Origin of the sequence: Actinocorallia aurantiaca, from assembly GCF_039533685.1 — a bacterium.
In the GTDB taxonomy this organism is placed as follows: Bacteria; Actinomycetota; Actinomycetes; order Streptosporangiales; family Streptosporangiaceae; genus Actinocorallia; species Actinocorallia aurantiaca.
Genome location: NZ_BAAATZ010000003.1, coordinates 272,608 through 295,818 on the forward strand (window position 1 = coordinate 272,608; position 23,211 = coordinate 295,818).

24 protein-coding genes are annotated in these 23,211 nt (G+C 69.4%); 19 read left to right on the plus strand and 5 right to left on the minus strand.

Annotated elements, in window-relative coordinates; translation table 11 throughout:
* Window positions 1-4: 4 nt before the first annotated feature.
* Genes ABD327_RS04430 through ABD327_RS04495 form a run of 14 tightly spaced genes read left to right on the plus strand, consistent with a single transcriptional unit; the run spans window position 5 to window position 15,839 of the window.
* Entirely contained in the window at window positions 5-559 is a 555-nt protein-coding gene (locus ABD327_RS04430; RefSeq protein ID WP_344448830.1) for a NuoB/complex I 20 kDa subunit family protein, read from the plus strand.
* Window positions 556-1,197: an NADH-quinone oxidoreductase subunit C gene (locus tag ABD327_RS04435; RefSeq protein WP_344448831.1), complete on the plus strand. Its 642-nt coding sequence runs from the start codon at window positions 556-558 to the stop codon at window positions 1,195-1,197. The genes ABD327_RS04430 and ABD327_RS04435 overlap by 4 nt, the downstream gene beginning before the upstream one ends.
* On the plus strand, window positions 1,194-2,552 hold the full coding sequence (locus ABD327_RS04440) for an NADH-quinone oxidoreductase subunit D (RefSeq protein WP_344448832.1): 1,359 nt from the start codon (window positions 1,194-1,196) through the stop codon (window positions 2,550-2,552). Before ABD327_RS04435 ends, ABD327_RS04440 begins: the two co-directional genes overlap by 4 nt.
* Window positions 2,549-3,220: an NADH-quinone oxidoreductase subunit NuoE gene (gene nuoE / locus ABD327_RS04445; protein WP_344448833.1), complete on the plus strand. Its 672-nt coding sequence runs from the start codon at window positions 2,549-2,551 to the stop codon at window positions 3,218-3,220. The genes ABD327_RS04440 and nuoE overlap by 4 nt, the downstream gene beginning before the upstream one ends.
* Window positions 3,217-4,509: an NADH-quinone oxidoreductase subunit NuoF gene (gene nuoF, locus ABD327_RS04450; RefSeq protein ID WP_344449078.1), complete on the plus strand. Its 1,293-nt coding sequence runs from the start codon at window positions 3,217-3,219 to the stop codon at window positions 4,507-4,509. The genes nuoE and nuoF overlap by 4 nt, the downstream gene beginning before the upstream one ends.
* Window positions 4,510-6,909 (plus strand): NADH-quinone oxidoreductase subunit G, encoded by a 2,400-nt coding sequence (locus ABD327_RS04455; protein ID WP_344448834.1) that lies wholly within the window; start codon window positions 4,510-4,512, stop codon window positions 6,907-6,909.
* Window positions 6,909-8,195: an NADH-quinone oxidoreductase subunit NuoH gene (nuoH, locus tag ABD327_RS04460; RefSeq protein ID WP_344448835.1), complete on the plus strand. Its 1,287-nt coding sequence runs from the start codon at window positions 6,909-6,911 to the stop codon at window positions 8,193-8,195. Before ABD327_RS04455 ends, nuoH begins: the two co-directional genes overlap by 1 nt.
* Window positions 8,182-8,709 carry an NADH-quinone oxidoreductase subunit NuoI gene (gene nuoI, locus ABD327_RS04465; RefSeq protein WP_344448836.1) on the plus strand — a complete coding sequence of 176 codons (528 nt, stop codon included), beginning with the start codon at window positions 8,182-8,184 and terminating at the stop codon, window positions 8,707-8,709. The genes nuoH and nuoI overlap by 14 nt, the downstream gene beginning before the upstream one ends.
* Window positions 8,709-9,491 carry an NADH-quinone oxidoreductase subunit J gene (locus ABD327_RS04470; protein ID WP_344448838.1) on the plus strand — a complete coding sequence of 261 codons (783 nt, stop codon included), beginning with the start codon at window positions 8,709-8,711 and terminating at the stop codon, window positions 9,489-9,491. The genes nuoI and ABD327_RS04470 overlap by 1 nt, the downstream gene beginning before the upstream one ends.
* Window positions 9,488-9,781, plus strand: a complete 294-nt coding sequence (nuoK, locus tag ABD327_RS04475) for an NADH-quinone oxidoreductase subunit NuoK (RefSeq protein ID WP_344448839.1) — start codon at window positions 9,488-9,490, stop codon at window positions 9,779-9,781. The genes ABD327_RS04470 and nuoK overlap by 4 nt, the downstream gene beginning before the upstream one ends.
* Window positions 9,782-9,794: 13 nt before the next feature.
* On the plus strand, window positions 9,795-11,693 hold the full coding sequence (nuoL, locus tag ABD327_RS04480) for an NADH-quinone oxidoreductase subunit L (RefSeq protein ID WP_344448840.1): 1,899 nt from the start codon (window positions 9,795-9,797) through the stop codon (window positions 11,691-11,693).
* Window positions 11,693-13,231: an NADH-quinone oxidoreductase subunit M gene (locus ABD327_RS04485; protein ID WP_344448842.1), complete on the plus strand. Its 1,539-nt coding sequence runs from the start codon at window positions 11,693-11,695 to the stop codon at window positions 13,229-13,231. The genes nuoL and ABD327_RS04485 overlap by 1 nt, the downstream gene beginning before the upstream one ends.
* Window positions 13,228-14,829 carry an NADH-quinone oxidoreductase subunit NuoN gene (nuoN, locus tag ABD327_RS04490; protein ID WP_344448843.1) on the plus strand — a complete coding sequence of 534 codons (1,602 nt, stop codon included), beginning with the start codon at window positions 13,228-13,230 and terminating at the stop codon, window positions 14,827-14,829. Before ABD327_RS04485 ends, nuoN begins: the two co-directional genes overlap by 4 nt.
* A 14-nt stretch (window positions 14,830-14,843) precedes the next feature.
* Complete coding sequence (locus tag ABD327_RS04495; protein ID WP_425547056.1) at window positions 14,844-15,839, plus strand: polyprenyl synthetase family protein; 996 nt, start codon at window positions 14,844-14,846, stop codon at window positions 15,837-15,839.
* A 30-nt stretch (window positions 15,840-15,869) separates the two neighbouring features.
* Here ABD327_RS04495 and ABD327_RS04500 read toward each other — a convergent pair whose 3' ends face one another.
* Both ABD327_RS04500 and rarD read right to left on the minus strand, forming a co-directional pair.
* Window positions 15,870-16,511 (minus strand): C39 family peptidase, encoded by a 642-nt coding sequence (locus ABD327_RS04500; protein ID WP_344448844.1) that lies wholly within the window; start codon window positions 16,509-16,511, stop codon window positions 15,870-15,872.
* Window positions 16,512-16,585: 74 nt separating this feature from the next.
* Window positions 16,586-17,485 (minus strand): EamA family transporter RarD, encoded by a 900-nt coding sequence (gene rarD, locus ABD327_RS04505; protein WP_344448845.1) that lies wholly within the window; start codon window positions 17,483-17,485, stop codon window positions 16,586-16,588.
* 119 nt (window positions 17,486-17,604) lie between these two features.
* Here rarD and msrA point away from each other — a divergent pair, with 119 nt between their 5' ends.
* The 4 genes from msrA (at window position 17,605) to ABD327_RS04525 (ending at window position 19,588) form a co-directional block, all read left to right on the plus strand.
* A complete protein-coding gene (msrA, locus tag ABD327_RS04510; RefSeq protein ID WP_344448846.1) occupies window positions 17,605-18,261 on the plus strand; it encodes a peptide-methionine (S)-S-oxide reductase MsrA in 657 nt (218 codons plus the stop codon).
* A 49-nt stretch (window positions 18,262-18,310) separates the two neighbouring features.
* On the plus strand, window positions 18,311-18,511 hold the full coding sequence (locus ABD327_RS04515; RefSeq protein WP_344448847.1) for a ribbon-helix-helix domain-containing protein: 201 nt from the start codon (window positions 18,311-18,313) through the stop codon (window positions 18,509-18,511).
* Window positions 18,508-18,897: a type II toxin-antitoxin system death-on-curing family toxin gene (locus ABD327_RS04520; RefSeq protein WP_344448849.1), complete on the plus strand. Its 390-nt coding sequence runs from the start codon at window positions 18,508-18,510 to the stop codon at window positions 18,895-18,897. Before ABD327_RS04515 ends, ABD327_RS04520 begins: the two co-directional genes overlap by 4 nt.
* Window positions 18,898-18,991: 94 nt before the next feature.
* A complete protein-coding gene (locus ABD327_RS04525) occupies window positions 18,992-19,588 on the plus strand; it encodes a hypothetical protein (protein ID WP_344448851.1) in 597 nt (198 codons plus the stop codon).
* A 39-nt stretch (window positions 19,589-19,627) separates the two neighbouring features.
* On the opposite strand, the gene ABD327_RS04530 is transcribed toward ABD327_RS04525, so the two are convergent.
* A complete protein-coding gene (locus ABD327_RS04530) occupies window positions 19,628-20,611 on the minus strand; it encodes an NAD(P)-dependent alcohol dehydrogenase (protein WP_344448852.1) in 984 nt (327 codons plus the stop codon).
* A gap of 177 nt (window positions 20,612-20,788) precedes the next feature.
* Between ABD327_RS04530 and ABD327_RS04535 the strand changes: the two genes are divergently transcribed.
* Window positions 20,789-21,427 (plus strand): DUF2306 domain-containing protein, encoded by a 639-nt coding sequence (locus ABD327_RS04535; protein WP_344448853.1) that lies wholly within the window; start codon window positions 20,789-20,791, stop codon window positions 21,425-21,427.
* On the opposite strand, the gene ABD327_RS04540 is transcribed toward ABD327_RS04535, so the two are convergent.
* Window positions 21,408-22,073 carry a response regulator gene (locus ABD327_RS04540; RefSeq protein ID WP_344448854.1) on the minus strand — a complete coding sequence of 222 codons (666 nt, stop codon included), beginning with the start codon at window positions 22,071-22,073 and terminating at the stop codon, window positions 21,408-21,410. The two genes, ABD327_RS04535 and ABD327_RS04540, sit on opposite strands and share 20 nt — an antisense overlap.
* Window positions 22,070-23,209 (minus strand): sensor histidine kinase, encoded by a 1,140-nt coding sequence (locus tag ABD327_RS04545; protein WP_344448855.1) that lies wholly within the window; start codon window positions 23,207-23,209, stop codon window positions 22,070-22,072. The genes ABD327_RS04540 and ABD327_RS04545 overlap by 4 nt, the downstream gene beginning before the upstream one ends.
* Window positions 23,210-23,211: the final 2 nt, after the last annotated feature.

Genomic DNA, 23,211 nt, shown 5'->3' on the forward strand with positions numbered 1-23,211 from the left:
TCACATGGGTCTGGAAGAGAAACTTCCCAGCGGGTTCCTGCTCACCACGGTCGAGCAGGTGGCCGGCTGGGCACGCAAGAGCTCCGTCTGGCCGGCGACCTTCGGGCTCGCCTGTTGCGCCATCGAGATGATGTCCGCGGGAGACCCGCGGCACGACTTCTCCCGGTGGGGCATGGAACGCGCCTCCGGTTCGCCCAGACAGGCGGACCTGATGATCGTCGCGGGACGGGTCAGCCAGAAGATGGCACCGGTTCTGCGTCAGGTCTATGACCAGATGTCGGAGCCCAAGTGGGTGATCGCGATGGGCGTCTGCGCGTCTTCCGGAGGCATGTTCAACAACTACGCGATCGTGCAGGGGGTGGACCACATAGTACCAGTGGACATCTACCTGCCCGGATGCCCTCCGAGGCCCGAGATGCTGCTGGACGCGATCCTCAAGCTGCACGACAAGATCCAGAACACCAAGCTGGGCGCGCAGCGCGAGAAGCAGGTCCAGGAACTGGAGAGGGCCAAGCTCCGGCAGCTGCCGCTGCTGGGCCAGTCGGGAGCGCGGCCATGAGCGACATCGTCAAGCGCCAGGGGATGTTCGGGGCGAACACGACCGGCGACACCTCCGGGTACGGCAGGCTGGTCGTGCCGCAGCCCGCGAGGGAGTCCACGCCGCGCCCCTACGGCGAGTACTTCGACGACGTGGCGGACGAGCTGGAGCGGTCCGGTTTCTCCGACGCGATCGAGCGCGTGGTGGTCCACCGCGGGGAGATGACCCTCCACGTGCGGCGCGAACGGCTGCTCGAACTCGCCAGGGCGCTGCGCGACGAGCCCACACTGCGCTTCGAGCTGCTGTCGGGCGTGTCGGGCGTGCACTACCCGCAGGAGACCGGCAGCGAGCTGCACGCCGTCTACCACCTGCTCTCGATCACCCACAACCGGCGGATCCGGCTGGAGGTCGGGGTGCCGGACGCGGACCCCCACGTCGACTCCCTGACTCCGGTGTACCCCACGGCCGACTGGCACGAACGGGAGACCTGGGACTTCTTCGGGATCATCTTCGACGGCCACCCCGCGCTGACCCGGATCGAGATGCCGGACGACTGGGTGGGCCACCCCCAGCGCAAGGACTATCCCCTCGGCGGCATCCCCGTCGAGTACCGCGGCGCGGAGATCCCGCCGCCGGACGAGCGGAGGTCGTACTCATGACCACCACCTATGACGCCTACAAGGCCGGGGCGACCGACGACGGGTCGACCGAAGGCAAGGTGTACAACCTGGCCGGCGCCGACTGGGACGAGGTCGTCGAAGGCTCGAAGGACGGCGACACCGAAGAGCGGCTCGTGGTCAACATGGGCCCGCAGCACCCGTCCACCCACGGCGTGCTGCGGCTGATCCTGACGCTCGACGGCGAGACGGTGGAGAAGGTGCAGGTCGGCATCGGCTACCTGCACACCGGCATCGAGAAGAACATGGAGTTCCGGACCTGGACGCAGGGCACCACGTTCTGCACCCGGATGGACTACCTGGCTCCGATCTTCAACGAGACCGCCTACTGCCTGGGCATCGAGAAGCTGCTGGGGATCACCGACCGCATCCCCGAGCGGGCGAACGTCATCCGGGTGCTCATGATGGAGCTCAACCGGATCTCCTCCCACCTGGTGGCGATCGGCACGTTCGGCCTGGAGCTCGGCGCGACCACGGTCATGCTCAACGGGTTCATCGAGCGCGAGTACACCCTCGACCTGTTCGAGGAGATCACCGGGCTGCGCATGAACATGGCCTACGTCCGCCCCGGCGGCGTGGCCCAGGACCTCGGGCCCGGCACCATCTCCAAGCTGCGCGACTACCTCAACCGCATGCCGGAGCGCTTCAAGCAGATGCGCAAGCTGCTGGACGCCAACCCGATCTATCTGGCCCGGACCAAGGACATCGCGTACCTGGACCTGACCGGCTGCATGGCCCTGGGCGTCACCGGCCCGGTGCTGCGCGCCACCGGCCTGCCGTGGGACCTGCGCAAGTCCCAGCCGTACTGCGGTTACGAGACCTACGACTTCAAGGTGCACACGCAGGACACCTGCGACGTGTACGGGCGCTACCTCGTCCGGATCGCCGAGATGGAGGAGTCGCTGAAGATCGTCGAGCAGTGCGTCGAGCGGCTCACCAAGGGCTCGGCCAAGGACGGGCCGGTGATGATCGAGGACAAGAAGATCGGCTGGCCCGCCCAGCTCGCGATCGGCACCGACGGCATGGGCAACTCCCCGGCCCACATCGGGCACATCATGGGCGAGTCCATGGAAGCCCTGATCCACCACTTCAAGCTGGTGACCGAGGGCTTCCGGGTCCCGGCCGGCCAGGCCTACGCGGCGGTCGAGTCGCCGCGCGGGGAACTGGGCGCGCACGTCGTCTCCGACGGCGGCACCCGGCCCTACCGGGTCCACTTCCGCGACCCGTCGTTCACCAACCTGCAGGCCACGGCCGCGATGTGCGAAGGCTCCTTCATCGCCGACGTCATCGCCGCGGTCGCGTCCATCGATCCCGTGATGGGAGGCGTTGACCGTTGAGTCACTTCCCCGAGGGCTCCCCGTACGACGTGGAGACCAGACAGCGTCTGGAACAGGACGCGAAGGACATCATCGCCCGTTATCCGCAGACGCGCAGCGCGCTGCTGCCGCTGCTGCACCTCGTGCAGTCGCAGGACGGGCACATCACCCAGCAGGGCGTGGAGTTCTGCGCCGACGCCCTGGGCATCAGCCAGGCACAGGTCGTCGGCGTCGCGACGTTCTACACCCAGTACAAGCGGGCGCCGATGGGCGAGTACCACGTGGGCGTGTGCATCAACACGCTGTGCGCGGTGCTCGGCGGCGACGAGATCTGGGAGTCGCTGAGCGAGCACGTCGGCGTCGGGCACGACCAGGCCACCGAGGACGGCAAGATCTCGCTGGAGCGCCTGGAGTGCAACGCGGCCTGCGACTACGCGCCGGTCATGATGGTGAACTGGGAGTTCTACGACAACCAGACGCCCGAGAGCGCCAAGGCGCTCGTCGACGACCTGCGGGCCGGACGGCCGGTGCCGCCCACCCGCGGCGCGAACGGCATCTGCTCGTTCAAGGAGGCCTCCCGGGTCCTGGCCGGGTTCAACGACGGCCGCGCCCACGAGGGCGTCCAGGCCGGTCCCGAGTCCGTGGTCGGCGTGGAGCTGGCCAAGGAGAAGGGGTGGGAAGCACCATGACCACGCTCGCTCCCGTCCTGACCAAGAACTGGGACCAGGCGGACTCGTTCACGCGCACGGCGTACGAGCGCAACGGCGGCTATCAGCCGCTGCGCAAGGCGCTGGGCATGGAGCCCTCCGCGATCATCGACGCGGTCAAGGACTCCGGTCTGCGCGGCCGCGGCGGCGCGGGATTCCCCACCGGAATGAAGTGGGGCTTCCTCGCCCAGGGCACGGGCAAGCCCACCTACCTGGTGGTCAACGCCGACGAGTCCGAGCCGGGAACCTGCAAGGACATCCCGTTGATGATGGCCGACCCGCACGTGCTGGTCGAAGGCGTCATCATCAGCTCGTACGCGATCGGCGCGCACCAGGCGTTCATCTATGTGCGCGGCGAGGTCCTCCACGTCATCCGCAGGCTCCGGCAGGCGGTGCAGGAGGCCTACGACGCCGGCTACCTCGGCAAGGACATCCTCGGATCCGGGTTCGACCTGGACCTCGTGGTGCACGCCGGGGCCGGCGCCTACATCTGCGGCGAGGAGACCGCGCTTCTGGACTCTCTCGAGGGGTTCCGGGGCCAGCCCCGGCTGAAGCCTCCCTTCCCCGCCGTCGCGGGCCTCTACGGCGGGCCCACCGTGGTGAACAACGTCGAGTCGATCGCCTCGGTTCCCGCCATCGTGGACCGCGGCGCCGACTGGTTCGCCTCGATGGGCACCGAGAAGTCCAAGGGCTTCGGCATCTTCTCCCTGTCCGGGCACGTCACCCGGCCCGGCCAGTACGAGGCCCCGCTGGGCATCACGCTGCGCGAGCTGCTGGAGATGGCGGGCGGCGTCCGGGAGGGCCACGAGCTGAAGTTCTGGACGCCCGGAGGCTCCTCCACGCCGATCTTCACCGCCGAGCACCTCGACGTCCCGCTGGACTTCGAGTCCGTCGGCGCGGCCGGATCGATGCTGGGCACCCGGGCGCTGCAGATCTTCGACGAGACGACCTGCGTGCTGCGGGCCGTGCTGCGCTGGACGGAGTTCTACGCGCACGAGTCCTGCGGCAAGTGCACGCCGTGCCGCGAGGGGACCTACTGGCTGAAGCAGATGCTCAAGCGCCTGGAGGCCGGACAGGGCTCGGAAGAGGACCTGTCGACCCTCAACGACATCGCGGACAACATCCTCGGCCGGTCGTTCTGCGCCCTCGGCGACGGCGCGACCAGCCCCATCCACTCCTCGATCAAGTACTTCCGCGAGGAGTACCTGGAGCACTTCTCCCACGGCGGGTGCCCCTTCGACCACGCCAAGTCCACGAAGTGGGGGGCATAAATGACTGCCACCTCTGAAACGGGCGTCGTCCCGCAGGAGGACCTGGTCACCGTCACCATCGACGGCTTCGAGGTCAGCGTCCCCAAGGGCACGCTGGTCATCCGGGCCGCCGAGCTGATCGGCGTCCAGATCCCGCGGTTCTGCGACCACCCGCTGCTCGACCCGGTCGGCGCGTGCCGCCAGTGCCTGGTGGACATCCCCGACGCCGGCAACGGCCGGGGCTTCCCCAAGCCGCAGGCGTCCTGCACCATCCCGGTCGCGCCCGGCATGGTCATCAACACCCAGCTCACGTCCCCCGTCGCCGACAAGGCGCAGAAGGGCGTGATGGAGTTCCTGCTCATCAACCACCCGCTGGACTGCCCGGTCTGCGACAAGGGCGGCGAGTGCCCCCTGCAGAACCAGGCGATGTCCAACGGGCGCGGTGAGAGCAGGTTCGTCGAGCGCAAGCGCACGTTCCCCAAGCCGCTGCCGTTGTCGTCGCAGGTGCTGCTGGACCGGGAGCGCTGCGTCCAGTGCGCCCGGTGCACCCGCTTCTCCGAGCAGATCGCGGGCGACCCGTTCATCGACCTGTTCGAGCGCGGGGCCAAGGAACAGGTGGGCGTCGCGGACGGCAAGCCGTTCTCGTCCTACTTCTCCGGCAACACCGTGCAGATCTGCCCGGTCGGCGCGCTCACCGGCGCCGCCTACCGGTTCCGGGCCCGCCCGTTCGACCTGGTGTCGACGCCGTCGGTGTGCGAGCACTGCGCGTCCGGCTGCGCCCAGCGCACCGACCACCGGCGCGGCAAGGTCACCCGGCGCCTGGCCGGCGACGACCCGCAGGTCAACGAGGAGTGGAACTGCGACAAGGGCCGCTGGGCCTTCACCTACGCCACCGAGCCGGACCGGCTGCGCCACCCGCTGATCCGCAACGCCGAGGGCGTGCTGGAGCCCGCCTCGTGGCCTGAGGCGCTCGCCGTCGCCGCGGCGGGCCTGGCCGGGAAGAAGACCGGTGTCCTGACCGGCGGGCGGCTGACCCTGGAGGACGCCTACGCGTACTCCAAGTTCGCCCGCGTCGCCCTGGGCACCAACGACATCGACTTCAGGGCCCGTCCGCACAGCGCCGAGGAGGCCGAGTTCCTGGCCTACGGAGTCGCCGGGCACGGCATCGAGATCTCCTACCAGGACCTGGAGAACGCTCCGGCCGTCCTGCTCGCGGGCCTGGAGCCCGAGGAGGAGTCGCCGATCGTCTTCCTGCGGCTGCGCAAGGCGGTGCGCAAGAAGGGCCTGAAGGTCCTGTCCATCGCCCCGTTCGCCACGGGCGGGCTGCGCAAGCTGAACGGCAGGCTGATCCAGGCCGGTCCCGGTGGCGAGCCGGAGGCGCTGAGCATCTCCGGAGAGGCCGCCGAGGTCCTGGCGGCCGAAGGGTCGATCATCCTGATCGGCGAGCGGCTCGCCCAGACCACCGGGGCGCTGAGCGCCGCGGTGCGGCTGGCCCAGAACACCGGGGCCCGGCTGGGCTGGGTGCCGCGCCGCGCCGGCGAGCGCGGGGCGCTGGAGGCCGGCGCGCTGCCCGGCCTGCTGCCGATCGGCCGCCCGGTCGGCAACGCCGCGGCCCGCGTCGAGGTCGCGCGGGTCTGGGGCGTCGCCACCCTGCCGGACGAGCCCGGGCGCGACGGCGCGCACATCCTGGCCGCCGCCGCGTCCGGCGAGATCGAGGCACTGCTCGTCGGCGGGGTCGACCCCTACGACCTGGAGCACCCGAGGTTCGCGCTGACGGCGCTGGAGAAGACCGGCTTCATCGTCAGCCTGGAGCAGCGGGTCAGCGCGGTCACCGACCGCGCCGACGTGGTGCTGCCGGTCGCGGCCGTCCAGGAGAAGTCCGGGACGTTCGTGAACTGGGAGGGCCGGGGCCGCCCGTTCGAGGCGGCGCTGAAGCAGCCCGGCGCCATGTCCGACCTGAGGGTGCTGGGCGCGCTCGCCGACGAGCTGGACGTGCACCTGGGCCTGCCCGACCCGGCGGCCGCCCGCAGGGAGCTCGCCGAGCTCGGCGCCCACCGGGGCGAGCGCCCCGACGCGCCGGGCACGCTGGCCGACTTCACCTTCACCCCGGCTTCGGGCGAGGCGGTGCTGGCCACCTGGCGGCTGCTGCTCGATGACGGGACCCTGCAGGACGGCGAGCCGCACCTCAAGGGGACGGCCCGTCCCTCGGTCGCGCTGGTGTCGGCCAAGACCGCGGCGGAGAACGGGCTGAACGGACTGGTCACGATCTCCACCGACGAGGGGGCGATCACGGTCCCGCTGCGGATCGAGGACCTGCCCGAAGGCGTCATCTGGCTGCCGGGCAACTCGTCCGGCAGGAACCTGCTGCGCGAGCTCGGTGCCACGGCCGGCAGCATCGTGAAGATCGGAGGTGTGGGCTGATGGGTTCCGATCCGTCGCTCCCCGCATTCGGCCAGGACCCGTGGTGGCTGATGCTCGGCAAGGTGCTGGTCATCTTCGTCTTCCTGGTCCTGACCGTGCTGATGTCGATGTGGGTGGAGCGCCGCATCATCGGCCGGATGCAGCTGCGCGTCGGCCCCAACCGCACCGGGCCGTTCGGCCTGCTGCAGGGCCTGGCGGACGGTGTGAAGCTGGCCCTGAAGGAGGACATCGTCCCCGCGGGCGTCGACAAGATCATCTTCTGGACGGCTCCGGTCGTCGCCGCGGTCCCGGCGTTCATCTCGTTCGCGATCATCCCGTTCGGGCCGACCGTCTCGGTCTTCGGCCACCACACGCCGCTGCAGGGCACCGACCTCCCGGTGGCCGTCCTGCTGGTGCTGGCGATGGCCTCCATCGGCGTCTACGGCATCGTGCTGGCCGGCTGGTCGTCCATGTCGCCCTACGCGCTGCTGGGCGGGCTGCGCTCCAGCGCCCAGGTGATCTCCTACGAGATCGCGATGGGCCTGTCGTTCGTGGCGGTGTTCCTCTTCTCCGGGACGCTCTCCACGTCCGGCATCGTCGCGGCGCAGGCCGACCGCTGGTTCGCGGTGGCGCTGCTGCCCTCCTTCATCGTGTACGTGATCACGATGATGGGCGAGTCGAACCGCATCCCGTTCGACCTCCCCGAGGGCGAGGGCGAACTGGTCGCGGGCTTCCACACCGAGTACTCGTCGCTGAAGTTCGCGATGTTCTTCCTCGCCGAGTACATCAACCTCGCCACCCTCTCGGCCCTGGCCACCACCCTGTTCCTGGGCGGCTGGCGGGCCCCGGCGCCGATCTCCACCGTGTGGGCCGGCGCCAACGAGGGCTGGTGGCCGGTCCTGTGGTTCATGATCAAGATCTGGGCCTTCATCTTCTTCTTCATCTGGCTGCGCGGCTCCCTTCCCCGGGTCCGCTACGACCAGCTGATGAAGCTGGGCTGGAAGGTGCTGATCCCGTTCTCCCTCGGCTGGATCCTGCTGGTCGCCACCATGCGGGCGCTCACCCGGGAGGGCTACGGCACCGGCACCCTCGTCGTCGTCGCCGCGGTCGTGGTGGCGCTGGCCCTGGGCGCCTCGGTCGCCTTCGACATGGTCCGCAAGGACAAGAAGCTTGTCCCCGAACTGGACCAGGCCGCCAAGGCCGAGCGGAAGGACCCGTTCGCGGGCGGCTTCCCGGTCCCGCCGATGGACGCCCCGCACTACCACGGGGCGGACCCGCAGAAGGAGGTCGGAAGTGGGGTTCACTGACTTCCTGAACCCGGTCAAGGGCTTCGGAGTCTCGTTCCACCAGCTGTTCACCAAGGTGGAGACGGTCCAGTACCCCGAGGTGAAGAAGCCCACCGCGCCCAGGTTCCACGGCCGCCACCAGCTCAACCGCTGGCCGGACGGGCTGGAGAAGTGCATCGGCTGCGAGCTGTGCGCCTGGGCCTGCCCCGCCGACGCGATCTACGTCGAGGCGGGCGACAACACCGAGGACGAGCGCTTCTCCCCTGGTGAGCGGTACGGCCGGATCTACCAGATCAACTACCTGCGCTGCATCCTGTGCGGGCTGTGCATCGAGGCGTGCCCGACCCGGGCGCTGACCATGACCAACGAGTACGAGTTGGCCGACGACAGCCGCGAGTCGCTGATCTACACCAAGGAGATGCTGCTCGCCCCGCTGCGCGAGGGCATGGAGCAGCCGCCGCACGAGATGCGGCTCGGCGAGACCGAAGAGGACTACTACCGCCTCGGCCTCGGAGCCAAGGACGGTGAGTTCTGATGGTGGCGTTCTGGATCCTGGCGGTGGTCTCGGTGGCCGCCGCCCTCGGCATGATCTTCCAGCGCAAGGCCGTGTACTCGGCCCTGCTGCTGGCGGTCGTCATGCTCAGCCTGGCCGCGCTCTACGCGGTCCAGGAGGCGCCGTTCCTGGCGTTCGTCCAGGTGATCGTCTACACCGGCGCGGTGCTGATGCTCTTCCTGTTCGTGCTGATGCTGGTCGGCGTCGCCACCGTGGACTCGCTGGTGGAGACCCTCTCCGGCCAGCGGATCTGGGCGGCGGTCGCGGGCCTGGGCTTCGCCGGGTTGATGGTCTTCGGCATCGGCGGCGCGGTGTTCTCCGACGACGCCGGACTGGCCGCGGCCAACGCCGAGGGCAACGTCATGGGCCTCGCCCGGCTGATCTTCAACAAGTACGTGTTCGCCTTCGAGGTGACCAGCGCCCTGCTGATCACCGCGGCGCTCGGCGCGATGGTGCTGGCGCACAAGGAGCGCACGTCGCCCAAGGCGACCCAGCGCGAGCTGTCCGTGCAGCGGTTCAAGTCCGGGGCGCACCCGGGCAACCTGCCGAGCTCGGGCACCTACGCCCGGCACAACGCGGTCGACATGCCCGCGCTGCTGCCGGACGGCTCGGTCGCCGAGCTCTCCCTCAACCCGGTCCTCACCGCCCGCGGCGACGCCGCCGACCGGCACGTCGACCTGGAGGGCGCGACCGAGCTCGAGGCCGCGGAGGCCGATGTCGAGGCAGTACAGGACGTCGAGGCAGCACAGGAGGTTCAGAAGTGAGCCACTATCTCGTTCTCTCCGCGCTGCTGTTCGGCATCGGCGGAGTGGGCGTCCTGATCCGCCGCAACGCCATCGTGGTGTTCATGTGCGTCGAGCTCATGCTCAACGCCACGAACCTCGCCTTCGTGAGCTTCTCCAAGATGCACGGCAACCTGGACGGCCAGGTCATCGCGTTCTTCGTGATGGTCGTCGCCGCAGCCGAGGTCGTGGTGGGTCTCGCGATCATCATGACCATCTTCCGTTCCCGCAGGTCCTCGTCGGTCGACGACGCGAGCCTGCTGAAGTACTGAGGGGCTTGGGGACGTGGAAACACATCTGACCGCCGCCACCGGGCTCCAGTCGCTCGCCTGGCTGCTGATCGCGCTGCCCCTCGCGGGGTCGGCGATCCTGCTGCTGGGCGGACGCGCCACCGACAGATGGGGCCACTACCTGGCCACCATCCTGTCGGGGGGCGCGTTCGTCCTCGGCTTCCTCATGTTCTGGCAGATGCTCGGCTACCCGGGCGAGGAGCGCGCCAGGAGCGTGCACCTCTACCAGTTCATCCAGACCGGCTCGGTCGACGTCGACATGGGCCTGCTGCTGGACCAGCTGTCCATCAGCTTCGTGCTGCTCATCACGTTCGTCGGCACGCTGATCCACGTGTACTCGATCGGCTACATGGCCGAGGACAAGAACCGGCGCAGGTTCTTCGCCTACCTGAACCTGTTCGTCGCGGCCATGCTCCTGCTGGTGCTGGCCGACAACTACCTCGGCCTGTTCGTCGGCTGGGAGGGCGTGGGCCTCGCCTCGTACCTGCTCATCGGGTTCTGGCAGCACAAGCCCACCGCGGCCGTCGCGGCCAAGAAGGCGTTCGTCGTCAACCGGGTCGGTGACCTGGGCCTGGCGATCGCGATGATGCTCATGTTCGCGACCTTCGGCACCGTCTCCTACACGCAGGTCTTCGGCCTCGTGGAGAACCCGGCGGTGTCCGAGGGCGTCATGACCGCGCTCGGCCTGCTCCTGCTGCTGGGCGCCTGCGGCAAGTCCGCCCAGCTGCCGCTGCAGTCCTGGCTCCTGGACGCCATGGAGGGCCCGACCCCCGTGTCGGCGCTCATCCACGCCGCCACCATGGTCACCGCGGGCGTCTACCTGATCGTCCGCTCCGGCGCGATCTTCGAGGCGTCCCCGAGCGCCCAGCTGGTGGTCACCATCGTCGGAGCGGCCACGCTGCTCGCCGGTGCGATCATCGGTTGCGCCAAGGACGACATCAAGAAGGCCCTGGCCGGCTCGACCATGTCGCAGATCGGCTACATGGTGCTGGCCGCGGGCCTCGGCCCCGTCGGCTACGTCGTGGCCATCGGCCACCTCATCACCCACGGCTTCTTCAAGGCCGGGATGTTCCTCGGCGCGGGCTCGGTCATGCACGCGATGGAAGACGACGTGAACATGCGCAGGTACGGCGCGCTCCGCAAGGTGCTGCCGATCACCTTCGGGACGTTCTTCATCGGCTACCTCGCGATCATCGGAGTGCCGCCCTTCGCCGGCTTCTTCACCAAGGAGGGCATCATCGAGGCCGCCTGGGACCAGAACGCGGTCCTGGGCGTGTGCGCGATCGTCGGCGCCGCCGTCACCGCGTTCTACATGTCGCGGCTGATGTTCATGACCTTCTTCGGGCAGAAGCGCTGGGACCCCGACGTGCACCCGCACGAGTCGCCCGCCGTGATGACCGTCCCGCTGGTCATCCTGGGGATCGGCTCGGCCGGCATGGGCGCGTTCCTGATGCTGGGCGACCGGTTCGGGTCGTTCCTGGAGCCGGTCACCCGCACCCCGCACGCCGAGCACCACCTGTTCACCCTCAACGGGGTCATCACCCTGGTGCTGGTGGTCATCGGCGTGATCATCGCCTGGGTGAAGTACGGAGCCAGGCCGGTGCCCGAGACGGCGCCCCAGGGCTCCGCGCTCACCACCTTCGCCCGCAAGGACCTGTACGGGGACGCCCTGAACGAGTCGCTGCTCATGCGGCCCGGCCAGTGGCTGACCCGGCTCGCGGTGTTCTTCGACAACCGGGGCGTGGACGGGGTCGTCAACGGCCTCGCCGCGCTCATCGGCGGCACGTCCGGCCGGGTCCGAAGGCTGCAGACCGGCTACGTCCGGTCCTACGCCCTGTCCATGTTCCTCGGCGCGGGCCTCCTCGTCGCCGCTCTGCTGGTGGTGAGGCTCTGATGTTGACCGCACTCATCGCCCTTCCGGCCCTGGGGGCGCTGGCCGTCGGCCTGCTCCCCAGGGGGAAGGACGATCTGGCCAAGCTGGTCGCGCTGGTCGTCTCGGTGGCCGTCGCGGTGTACGCGATCGTGGTGGCCTTCGGGTACGACACCGCGTCCACCGAACGCTTCCAGTTCAATGAGACGTACTGGTGGATCGAGTCGTTCGGCGTGCACTGGGCGCTCGGACTCGACGGCGTCTCGCTGACGCTCGTCCTGCTGTCGGTCCTGCTCGTCCCGGTGGTCATGCTGGCCAGCTGGACGTCGGCCGACCGGTACGGAGGGGCGTCCACCGACGACGTCCCCGAGCGTTCGGTGAAGACGTACTTCGCGCTGATCCTCCTCATGGAGGCGATGATGATCGGCGTCTTCGCGGCGACCGACGTCTTCCTCTTCTACGTCTTCTTCGAGGCCATCCTCATCCCGGCCTACTTCCTCATCGGCCGGTACGGCGGGCCGCAGCGCTCGTACGCGGCGGTCAAGTTCCTGCTGTACTCGCTGTTCGGCGGGCTGCTCATGCTGGCCGCCGTCATCGGCCTGTACGTGGTCGCCGGCAAGAACTCGTTCCTGCTGACCGAACTGACCGGGCTGGACATCCACCCGACCACCGCCAAGTGGCTCTTCCTCGGCTTCTTCATCGCGTTCGCGATCAAGGCGCCGATGGTGCCGGTGCACACCTGGCTGCCGGACACCGCCGGGCAGGCCCCGGCGGGCGCGCTGGTGCTGATCGTCGGCGTGCTCGACAAGATCGGCACCTACGGCATGATCCGGTTCTGCCTGGAGCTGTTCCCCGGAGCCTCCAAGTGGGCCACGCCGGTGGTCATCACCCTCGCGGTGATCAGCATCGTCTACGGCGCGGTCCTGGCCATCGGCCAGGTCGACCTCAAGCGGCTCGTCGCCTACACCTCGGTCAGCCACTTCGGGTTCATCGTGCTGGGCATCTTCGCGATGACGACGGCCGCCCAGTCCGGCGCCATGCTCTACATGGTCAACCACGGGTTCTCCACGGGCGCGCTGTTCCTGGCCGTCGGATTCCTGATCTCCCGGGGAGGCTCGGCCCGGATCGACGCCTACGGCGGAGTCCAGAAGGTCGCGCCGCTGCTGGCGGGGACGTTCCTGGTGGCGGGCCTGTCCGGGCTGGCGCTGCCGGGGCTGTCGTCGTTCGTCTCGGAGTTCCTGGTGCTGGTCGGGACGTTCTCGCAGTACAAGGTGGCCGCGATCGTCGCGACCTCCGGCATCGTGCTGGCCGCGATCTACATCCTGTGGGTCTACCAGCGGGTCGCCGGCGGTCCGTCCCTGGTCAGCTTCCCCGATCTGGGCAAGCGCGAGCTCGCCGCGATCGGGCCGATTCTGGCGATCATCGTGGCGCTCGGCTTCTTCCCGCAGCCGATCCTCAAGGTGATCAACCCCTCCGTGGAGCGCACTCTGACGGTCGTGGAGAAGACCGACCCGGAGCCCACCGTCGCAGAGGCTCCTACTAACACGGGAGTGAAGCCGTGACCGGTTCAGTTCTCGCCGCGGGGGACATCCCCGCACCGCACATCGAATACGGCCTCGTCGCCCCGCTGCTGATCGTCCTCGGGACGGCGGTGCTCGGCGTCCTGGTCGAGGCGGTCTTCGGCCGGGAATGGCGGCCGAAGGTCCAGGTGCCGCTGGCCTTCGCCGGCCTCGGCGGGGCGTTCGTGTGGACCGTCATCCTGGCGGTCAACGGCGACCCGCACCAGGTGGCGGCCGAAGGGGCGCTCGGCATCGACGGGCCGACCCTCTTCATCCAGGGCACGATCCTGGTGCTGGCGATGCTCAGCATGCTGCTCATCGCCGACCGCAGCCAGGACACGTTCGCGGCGCAGGCCGCGGCGCTGCCCGGCACCGACGCCGAGGCCAGGGCCTCGGCGGGCGGGGCCATGCACACCGAGATCTACCCGCTCTCGATGTTCGCCATCGGCGGCATGCTGATGTTCCCGGCCTCCAACGACCTGCTCACGATGTTCGTGGCGCTGGAGGTCATGTCCCTGCCGCTGTACCTGCTGTGCGGGCTCGCGCGCCGCCGTCGCCTCCTCTCGCAGGAGGCGGCGGTCAAGTACTTCCTGCTCGGCTCGTTCTCCTCGGCGTTCTTCCTGTTCGGCATCGCGCTGCTGTACGGCTACTCGGGCAGCATGACGCTCGGGGACATCGCCCAGGTCGTCCAGACGGGGCAGACCATCGTCCCGGCCGAGGTCGCGGGCAGGGTCCAGCCGCAGGAGGCCACCGACGTGCTCCTGTACGCGGGCGTGGCGCTGCTGGCGGTCGGCCTGCTGTTCAAGCTGGGCGCGGTGCCGTTCCACTCCTGGAAGCCCGACGTCTACCAGGGCGCGCCGACCCCGGTCACCGCGCTCATGGCGTCCGGGACCCTGGTCGCGGCCGTCGGCGCGCTGCTGCGCGTGTTCTACGTCGCACTGGAGAACATGCGCTGGGACTGGCGGCCGATGATGTGGGCTGTGGCCATCATCACGATGGTCGTCGGCGCGGTCGTCGCGATCACCCAGACGGACATCAAGCGGCTGCTGGCCTACTCGTCCATCGCGCACGCGGGCTTCCTGCTCACGGGCGTGATCGCGACCTCGGAGAACGGCCTCTCGTCGGTGCTGTTCTACCTGGCCGCCTACGGCGCGACCACCATCGGGGCCTTCGCCGTCGTCACGATGGTGCGCGACTCCAGCGGCGAGGCGGGGCACCTGTCCCGCTGGGCCGGGCTGGGCAAGCGCTCCCCGGCGGTCGCGGGGATCTTCGCGTTCTTCCTGCTGGCGTTCGCCGGCATCCCGCTGACCAGCGGGTTCACCGGGAAGTTCGCGGTGTTCCGGGCGGCCGTCGAGGGCGGGGCCGCGCCCCTGGTGGTGGTCGGCGTGCTCAGTTCGGCCGTCGCCGCCTTCTTCTACGTACGGGTGATCGTGCTCATGTTCTTCAGCGACCCCGAGCCCGAAGGACCGTCCGTCGTGGTGGCACCTGCCACCGCGGCGGCCGTGGCCCTGGGGCTTGCGGCTACTGTGGTACTCGGCGTGTTGCCGCAGCCGCTGCTGGATCTGGCTGGTCAGGCCGCCGGTCAGCTTTTCGTACGTTAGAAGGGTCTACTCCTGTGGGTGCTGCCGTGCCGTTCGGTCTGCGAGTGGACGACGCGCTCGCCGCGCGGATGCAGCAGGGGCTCGTGGAAGTCGAGTCCCTGCTGCTGGAGACGGTCGACAGCGAGGAGTCGCTGCTCACCGAGGCGTCCCAGCATCTGGTGACGGCCGGCGGCAAGCGGTTCCGGCCCATGCTGGTGCTGCTGGCCGCGCAGTTCGGCGACCCGTCAGCATCCGGAGTCATCCCGTCCGCCGTCGTGGTGGAGCTGACCCATCTGGCGACGCTCTACCACGACGACGTGATGGACGAGGCCCCGCTGCGGCGGGGCCAGGCGTCCGCCAACTCGCGGTGGACCAACACCGTGGCGATCCTCACGGGCGACTACCTGTTCGCCAGGGCCTCCGACCTCCTGGCCGACCTCGGCACCGACGCGGTGCGGATCCAGGCCCGGACGTTCGCCCGGCTGGTGCGGGGCCAGATCCAGGAGACCGTGGGCGTCCCCGGCGACGGCGACCCGCTCAAGCACTACCTGCAGGTGGTCGCGGACAAGACCGCCTCGCTGATCGCGACCTCCGGCCAGTTCGGGGCGATGATGGCCGGGGCCCCGTCCTCGGTCGTGGACACGCTGACCTCGGCCTGCGAGAAGATCGGCGTCGCCTTCCAGCTCTCCGACGACATCCTGGACGTGGCGTCCGAGTCCGACCAGTCGGGCAAGACTCCCGGCACCGACCTGCGCGAGGGCATCCGGACGCTGCCGATGCTGCACGTCCTGGCGGGCGACGACCCGGCCGACGCGCGGCTGCGGGAACTGCTGTCCGGACCGATCCCCGACGACGGCGACCACGCCGAGGCGCTGGCCCTGCTGCGGGCGCACCCGGCGATGGCGCGGGCCAAGGCCGACACCCGGCGGTGGGCCGAGGACGCGCGGGCCGAACTGCTCACGCTGCCGGACGTGCCCGCGCGGGACGCGCTGGCGAGCCTGTGCGACTACGTGGTGTCCCGGACGGGCTGAGGCCACTCCTGGGGCCGCGGCCCCCCGCGCTCAGTTCTTGGTGAGGTAGAACATGCCGGCGGCGCCGTCCGTCGACTGCGTGGCCTTGGCGAGCTTCTTCAGCGGGATGACGTGCGTGCCGCCGTTGAAGTAGTAGTTGTACGGGTCCCAGACGGTGACGGTCTTGGCCTTCTTGTCGTAGCCGTAGGCGACGATCAGGTGCCCGGGGTTGCCGTCGATCAGACCCTTGTACCAGGGCAGGCGCTTCATGTAGACCTGCAGCGGCACGGCCTTGCGCAGCACCCCGACGTCGTGGACGACGCGCTTGGCGAGCCTGCCGGGCTTGTTCACGTCGTAGACGAGGGAGAAGCGGTAGCCCTTCTTGGCCGCGTAGGAGTTCAGGACCCGGACGGCGTCGTAGTCGTAGGTGCCGTAAGGGGACCTGGTCTTCATCTTCTTGGCGAGGGTCTTCTGCCCCACCTTGATGCCCAGCTTCGCCAGGGAGACCGAGGCGCCGGTGGGCGCGCACCACAGCGGCCGCGACTGGTACACCTTGTTGATTTTCAGCGTGAGACGCGAAGGGGAGCCCGTGAGGCTGATCCCCTTGGCCTCCGCGGGGGCCGGAGGCTGGAGCGCGACGAGCGCGGCGGTGAGCGCGGTGCCGGACACCAAGCTCGCGAGTACCTTGTTCACCTGGGTGGAACTCCGGACAGTCGGGGTGGTTCGTGCAGTAAGCCTGCCGAAGAGAACTGACCGGTGCAAGTGCCTCAAGCGGCCACAGTGACCGGTTCTTCGGTGCGAACTCTACGCGCCGTACGTAGAGCGTCCCAGGTGAGTACTGACAACGCCACCCAAACAAGGGTGAAACCCATCCAGCGGCTGGTCGGCATCGCCTCATGCTGTATCAGGAGTCCCACCAGGAACTGCAGTACCGGGGCGACGTACTGCAGGAGTCCCAGGCTGGTGAGCGGCAGGCGCTGGGCGGAGGCGTTGAAGAGCATCAGCGGGACGGCGGTGACGACGCCGAGGCTGAGGATCAGCAGGACGTTCCCGGTGCCGGCGTGCCCGAAGGCGGCGGTGTCCTGCGTCTGGATCCAGATCATCAGCCCCAGCGCGGGCAGGGCCAGGACGGCGCCCTCGACCGCCAGGCTCTCGGCGGAGGGCATCGCGGCGCTCTTCTTCATCAGCCCGTAGGTGCCGAACGTCAGGGCCAGGACCAGCGCGATCCACGGGGGCCTGCCGTAGTCGACGGTCAGCACCACCACCGCGGCGGCGCCGACGGCCAGGGCGCCCCACTGCCAGGGCCGCAGCCGCTCCCGCAGCAGCACGACGCCGATCAGGACGGTGATCAGGGGGTTGATGAAGTAGCCGAGGGAGGCCTCGATGGTGTGGCCGGAGTTGACCGCGACGATGTAGGTGCCCCAGTTGACCGCGATCACTGTCGCGGCGACGGTCAGGAGCAGCCACTGGCGGCGGGTCATGCGGCGGATCCAGCTCCAGCCGCGGGTGACGGCCAGCAGCAGTCCCATGCTCACCAGGGTCCAGATGACGCGGTGGGCCAGGACCTCGTCCGCCCCGGCCGGCTTGAGGAGCGGGAAGTACAGGGGAAACAGGCCCCAGATGGCATAAGCCGCGAAGCCGTACACCAACCCCTTTTTTGCTTCCATAAGGCGCAGGCTATCAATCTGTAATGACCGATACCAGAGTCGCTCATGTCACCCTCTACTGTCCGGCATGGCGCCCCCGGAAGGGGAGCGCCGCGTCCCGGACGGGTTAGTCTGACAACGTGTTCGGATTCGCGAAGACTGAGATGGTCACCCCGGAGGACGCGCTCCCCGGTAGGGACAAGCCGATGCCCGTCGCCCCCCGTCACGCCGTTCTGTCGGGCCCGCTGGCCCCGCCCTACCCCGACGGAGCCGAGATCGCCGAGTTCGCGCTCGGCTGCTTCTGGGGCGCCGAACGAAAGTTCTGGCAGCTGGAGGGCGTCCTGTCGACCGCGGCCGGCTACGAGGGCGGCTACACCCCCAACCCCACCTACGAAGAGGTCTGCGCGGGCCGCACCGGCCACGCCGAGGCCGTCCGCGTCGTCTACGACCCCTCCCGCATCTCCTACGAGGCCCTCCTGAAGGTCTTCTGGGAGTCCCACGACCCCACCCAGGGCATGCGCCAGGGCAACGACGTGGGCACCCAGTACCGCTCCGCCATCTACACCCGTGGCGAAGCCCAGCTCTCCGCCGCCGAGTCCTCCCGCGCCGCCTACCAGAAGGTCCTCACCGAAGCCGGCCACGGCGAGATCACCACCGAGATCACCCCCGCCACCGACTTCTTCTTCGCCGAGGACTACCACCAGCAGTACCTCTCGGACGCCAAGAACCCCAACGGCTACTGCGGCATCGGCGGCACCGGCGTCTCCTGCCCGATCGGCGTCGCTCCGGCGGAGTGAGCTGATCTTCCGGCCAAGGGGTGGTACCACTCGGTGGTACCGTGCGGGTATGGCTGAGACCCGGTTGCGTCTGCCCGACGAGATCTACGAGCAGATCAAGCAGATCGCTCAAGGCGATGAGCAGAGCGTCAACTCCGCGATGGTCCTGGCGATCGAGGAGTACATCACTCGGCGACGGCGTGACCGGTATGCGGCGATCGGCAGGAAGGTCGCGCAACGCGACCGTGAACTGCTGGATCGCCTCGCGTGACCTCCTTCCCCACCATAGAGGACGTCCTCGCGCTGGCCGATGCCCTGCTCCCGGTCGTCGAACTGCGAGACGGCGGGCTCCTGCACGCGGCGGTGCTGCGACCACAGACGTCGGTGTTCGGCGGAGACGCCTATCCGGACCTTTGGGAGAAGGCCGCGGCGCTGATGCACAGCGTCGTTCTGGGCCACCCTCTGGTGGACGGCAACAAGCGGCTGTGCTGGGCCGCCGCCGTGGCCTTCCTCGAAGACAACGGCGAGGTCCTCGACTACCGGGACGTCGATGAGGCGGAGAGCATCATCATCTCCCTGGCGAAGGGAGAGATGGACGACATCCCCGAATTGGCACGCCGTCTGCGAGACCTCCGCAGCGCACCGGGAACGGAGTAGGCGTGCTGCCCTCCGGAGCGTGCTCGACCGTGGCGAGAGCGAAGAAGCGGCGGCGAGCAGGATCCAAGGGGGCGATGCGATGCCCGGGAGTCACATGATCTCGGCTGAAACGCCGCTGCTGCCGGACGTGGTCCGGGTCTACCCGTTCTCCTGGGGTTCAGGCTTCGTCTGGCCGTCGGGGACGGAGGAGAGCGAGAAGAATCTGGCCTACGCGCGGGACGTGCTCGAAGCATGTCTGCCACGGGCCGTGCTCGCCTTGCCCGAGCCGCCGGAGGAGCCGGTCGTCTGGGGTTGTGAGGACGACGCGTACCCCGAGTGGACCGGGATCCGGGCCGTTCTGCGCGAGCGCATGCCCTACGCCCGGGACGTCACCGCCGAGCGCATGGCCGATGTCGAGGCCGAGTGCGCCCGCCAGGGCATCGACACCACGGACTTCGAGGAGGTCTGGACGCGGCGCATCACCGCCTGGATCGCCGAGCAGACCATGCACTGGTGCGGCCTCATGGTCGATGACGAAGAGGCGCTCACGCCCTGGCTCATGGACCTCGCCGAGCTGTACGTGCAACGGGGGATGGCCGCCGAGAAGGCCGTGTGGGCACTCCGCTGCACCAAGGCCGTGCCCGAGAGCCGTGCGGCTCTGACGCGACTGGACGCGTACATGGGGACTGCCGGACGAGGTCCGGCGGTGTGAAGAGGGCCGGGAGCGGTGGCGGCCGTTGGTGGATACGGTTCAGAGCGTGATGACGACCTTTCCGGGGGCGTGGCCCTGCTCCTGGTAGGCGACGGCCGCGGGGATCTCCTCGAAGGGGAAGGTGCGGTCGATGACCGGGGTGACCTCGTCCTTCTCGATGAGCTCGGTCAGGGCCATCAGGTTCTGCTTGGGCGTCGTGCAGCGGGTGGCGTCGACCAGGGCGATCCGCTGGGGGACGAACGGGGAGAGGGCTAGGGACGAGAAGACGTGGCCCATGGGTTGCAGCCAGCGGCCGCCCGTTCCGCCGATGACGACGTAGGAGCCTTCGGGGGTCAGGGCCCGTCGGCAGGCGAGGGGGGAGCGGCTTCCCGCGATGCCGAGGAGGAGGTCGTAGCGCGGGCCTTTTCGGGTGAAGTCCTCCTTGGTGTAGTCGATGGCCTCGTGGGCGCCGAGGGAGCGGACCAGGTCCAGGTTCCGGGTGCTGCAGACGGCGGTGACCTCCGCGCCGAACGCGCGGGCGAGTTGCACGGCGAAGGTGCCGACGCCTCCTGATGCGCCGTTGACGAGGACCTTCTGGCCCGGCTGGACGCGGCCGTGGTCGCGGAGGCCCAGGAGGGCGGTGTTGGCCGCCATCGGTACGGCCGCGGCCTGTTCGAACGACAGGTTCTGCGGTTTCGGGGCCAGCTCGCTCTCTTTGACGCACACGTACTCGGCGAAACCGCCTTGTTCGAGGACGGCGTACACCTCGTCGCCGGGGCGGAACTCCGTCACGTCCTTGCCGACGGCCTCGACCTGGCCGGCCATGTCGGCTCCCAAGACGCCGAGTCTGGGTCTGCGGAGGCCGATGCCTCCGACCAGGCGGGCGAGGCGGGGCTCGCCGCGCATCAGGTGCCAGTCGTAGGGGTTGACGGAGGTGGCGCGTACCCGGACGAGCACCTCGTCGTCGTAGGGGACGGGCTTGTCGATCTCCTTGAGTTCCAGGACGTCGGGTGAGCCGTACGAGCGCAGGACGAACGCTTTCATGACTTCCTCATGGGCCGGTCGGCGGCGAGCGTGTCTCGGGCCGTGGAAGACCACGGTAAGAACCCGGCGCGGAGGGGTCATCGGCCGAAAGTACGCCTGATCCGAGGCCGGTCTTCCGACTCCGGCCGGGCCTTTTTCCCGATGACCGGCCGCCGCCTCGACCTCCACGATCGGGCCATGAACGATCTCGAATCCCCCGTGAAGACGAAGGGGGGATGGCGGGTGCCCGCCGCGCTGCTCGCGCTCAGCGCCATTCCCGTGCTCGCCGGCGCGGTCCGGTTGAACGAGCTGGCCGGCGGCGCGGAGACCACGCCGGAGAACGCCCGGTTCTTCGCCGCCCCTCTGCCCGTGGTGCTGCACATCTTCGGTGCCGGCCTCTACAGCGTTCTGGGTGCTTTCCAATTCGCTCCGGGTTTCCGCCGCCGACGGCCGGGGTGGCATCGGGCCGCCGGGCGGCTCCTGGTCCCGAGCGGGTTCGTCGCAGCGCTCACAGGGTTGTGGATGGCCCTGTTCTTCACCCTCCCCGAGCATGACGGCGAGCTCGTCCTCGGCTTCCGGCTCGTGTTCGGCGTGGCCATGGCCGTCTCCATCGTCCTCGGGTTCGCCGCGATCCGGCGGCGGGACGTCGTCCGGCACCGTGCCTGGATGATCCGCGGTTACGCGATCGGATTGGGCGCGGGCACGCAGGTGCTGACCCATCTGCCGTGGACGCTGCTCTTCGGCGATCCCGGCGAGTTCCCTCGGGGGCTGCTCATGGGCGCCGGCTGGGTGATCAACCTCGTGGTGGCGGAACGGATCATCCGGGCCGGTTCCTGACGCGGCCGGTCTCGTGGGCCCAGATGGCGATCTCGACGCGGTTGCGGGCGCCGAGCTTGGCCATCAGGCTGGCGATGTGGGTCTTGACGGTGCTCAGGGAGATGTGGAGCTCTTCGGCGATCTCGCCGTTGGTCCGGCCGCGTGCCACGGTCGCCAGGATCTGCTCCTCCCGGTAGGTGAGCGCCTCGACGGGGTCCGCCGCGGGTGAGGCGGGGCCGGCGTGGGCGAAGGCGTCGAGCAGCCGCGCGGTGACGCTCGGGGCTATGAGCGCGTCGCCCTCGGCGGCGGCGTGGACGGCCTGGGAGAGCAGGTCGGCGCCCGCGTTCTTGAGGAGGAAGCCCCGCGCTCCGGCTCTGAGCGCGGCGTAGACGTACTCGTCGAGGTCGAAGGTGGTGATGACGACGACGGCGAGGGGGTCGTCGACGTCCGGTCCGGCGAGGACGCGGGTGGCTTCGATGCCGTCCATGCCGGGCATGCGGATGTCGAACAGGCAGACGTCGGGGCGCAGTCGCCAGGCGAGTTCGACGGCCCTCCGCCCGTCGGAGGCCTGGCCGATCACCTCGATGCCGGGCTGGACGTCGAGGATCATGGAGAGGCCGGTGCGGACGATCTCCTGGTCGTCGGCGACGAGTACCCGAATGCTCATTTCGTGGACCTCTTCAGGGGCAGGACGGCGGTCACGGCCCAGCCGCGTTCGGGACCGGGCCCGGCGGTGCAGGTGCCGCCGAGCAGGTGGGCGCGTTCGATCATGCCGATGAGCCCGTATCCGGGTGACGCCGCCAGGCGCAGGGGAGCGGCGTCGCCGTCGTCGCTCACCCGCAGGCGGACCGACGCGTCGTCGGCGGAGACGCGGACCTCGACGCGGGTGGCGTGGCGCGCGTGCCGCCGGGCGTTGGTGACCGACTCCTGAGCGATGCGGTAGACCGCGGCTTCGACCGACGGGGGGATCCCGTCGAGGTCTCCGGAGAGCTCCACGTCGACGGCCAGGCCGACGCGGGGCCGTCCGGCGAGCTCCCGGAGGTCGATGAGGCGGCGGCCGGGTGCCAGCTCCGCGGGCCGGTCCCGGCGGAGCACGCGGACCATGGCGTTCATCTCGGTGAGGGCGCGTCCCGCTTCGGCCTCGATCACCCGGAGGGCTTCGGCCGCGGCTTCCGGCCGTGTCGCCGCGACGGCCAGGCCCGCCTGGGCCCGGATCGCCATCGCCGAGACGTGGTGCGCGACGGTGTCGTGCAGGTCGCGGGCCAGTTGTTCGCGTTCGAGCAGCTTCACCCGGTCGAGTTCACGCGCCCTCGTCCCGGCCCGGTAGCGGAACGCGACACCCAGGGCGAGGGCCGAGAACATGACGGCGAACGCGCCGATCGCGTCGGGGAGGGGAAGGCGGCCGGAGGCGATCGGAACGGAGACCCCGACGAGCATGATCGCCAGCCCGATCACGGCCTCGCGTCCGGATCCCCACCGGAACAGCGAGTACATCACGATCAGCAGGAACGCCATCGTGTTCGTCTCCGCGGACTCGCCGCCCGTGAACAGCGCGACCAGGCCCGTGCAGGAGAAGACGATCGCGACCATCGGCAGCGGCCTGGTGCGGCGCCACAGCAGCGTGGGGATCAGCCCGAGGGTGAGGGCCACCGAGAGGAGCCGCCAGGGAAGGTCCGGACGCAGCACCCCTTCGAGCACCGTGAGCGGCACGAGCACGCCCACGAGCGCCCAGTCCCGCCATACCCGCGGAGGAGCGCCGGGGGGCCGGGGCTCGTTCCACACGGAGCGGGGGAGGCCGTGCACCC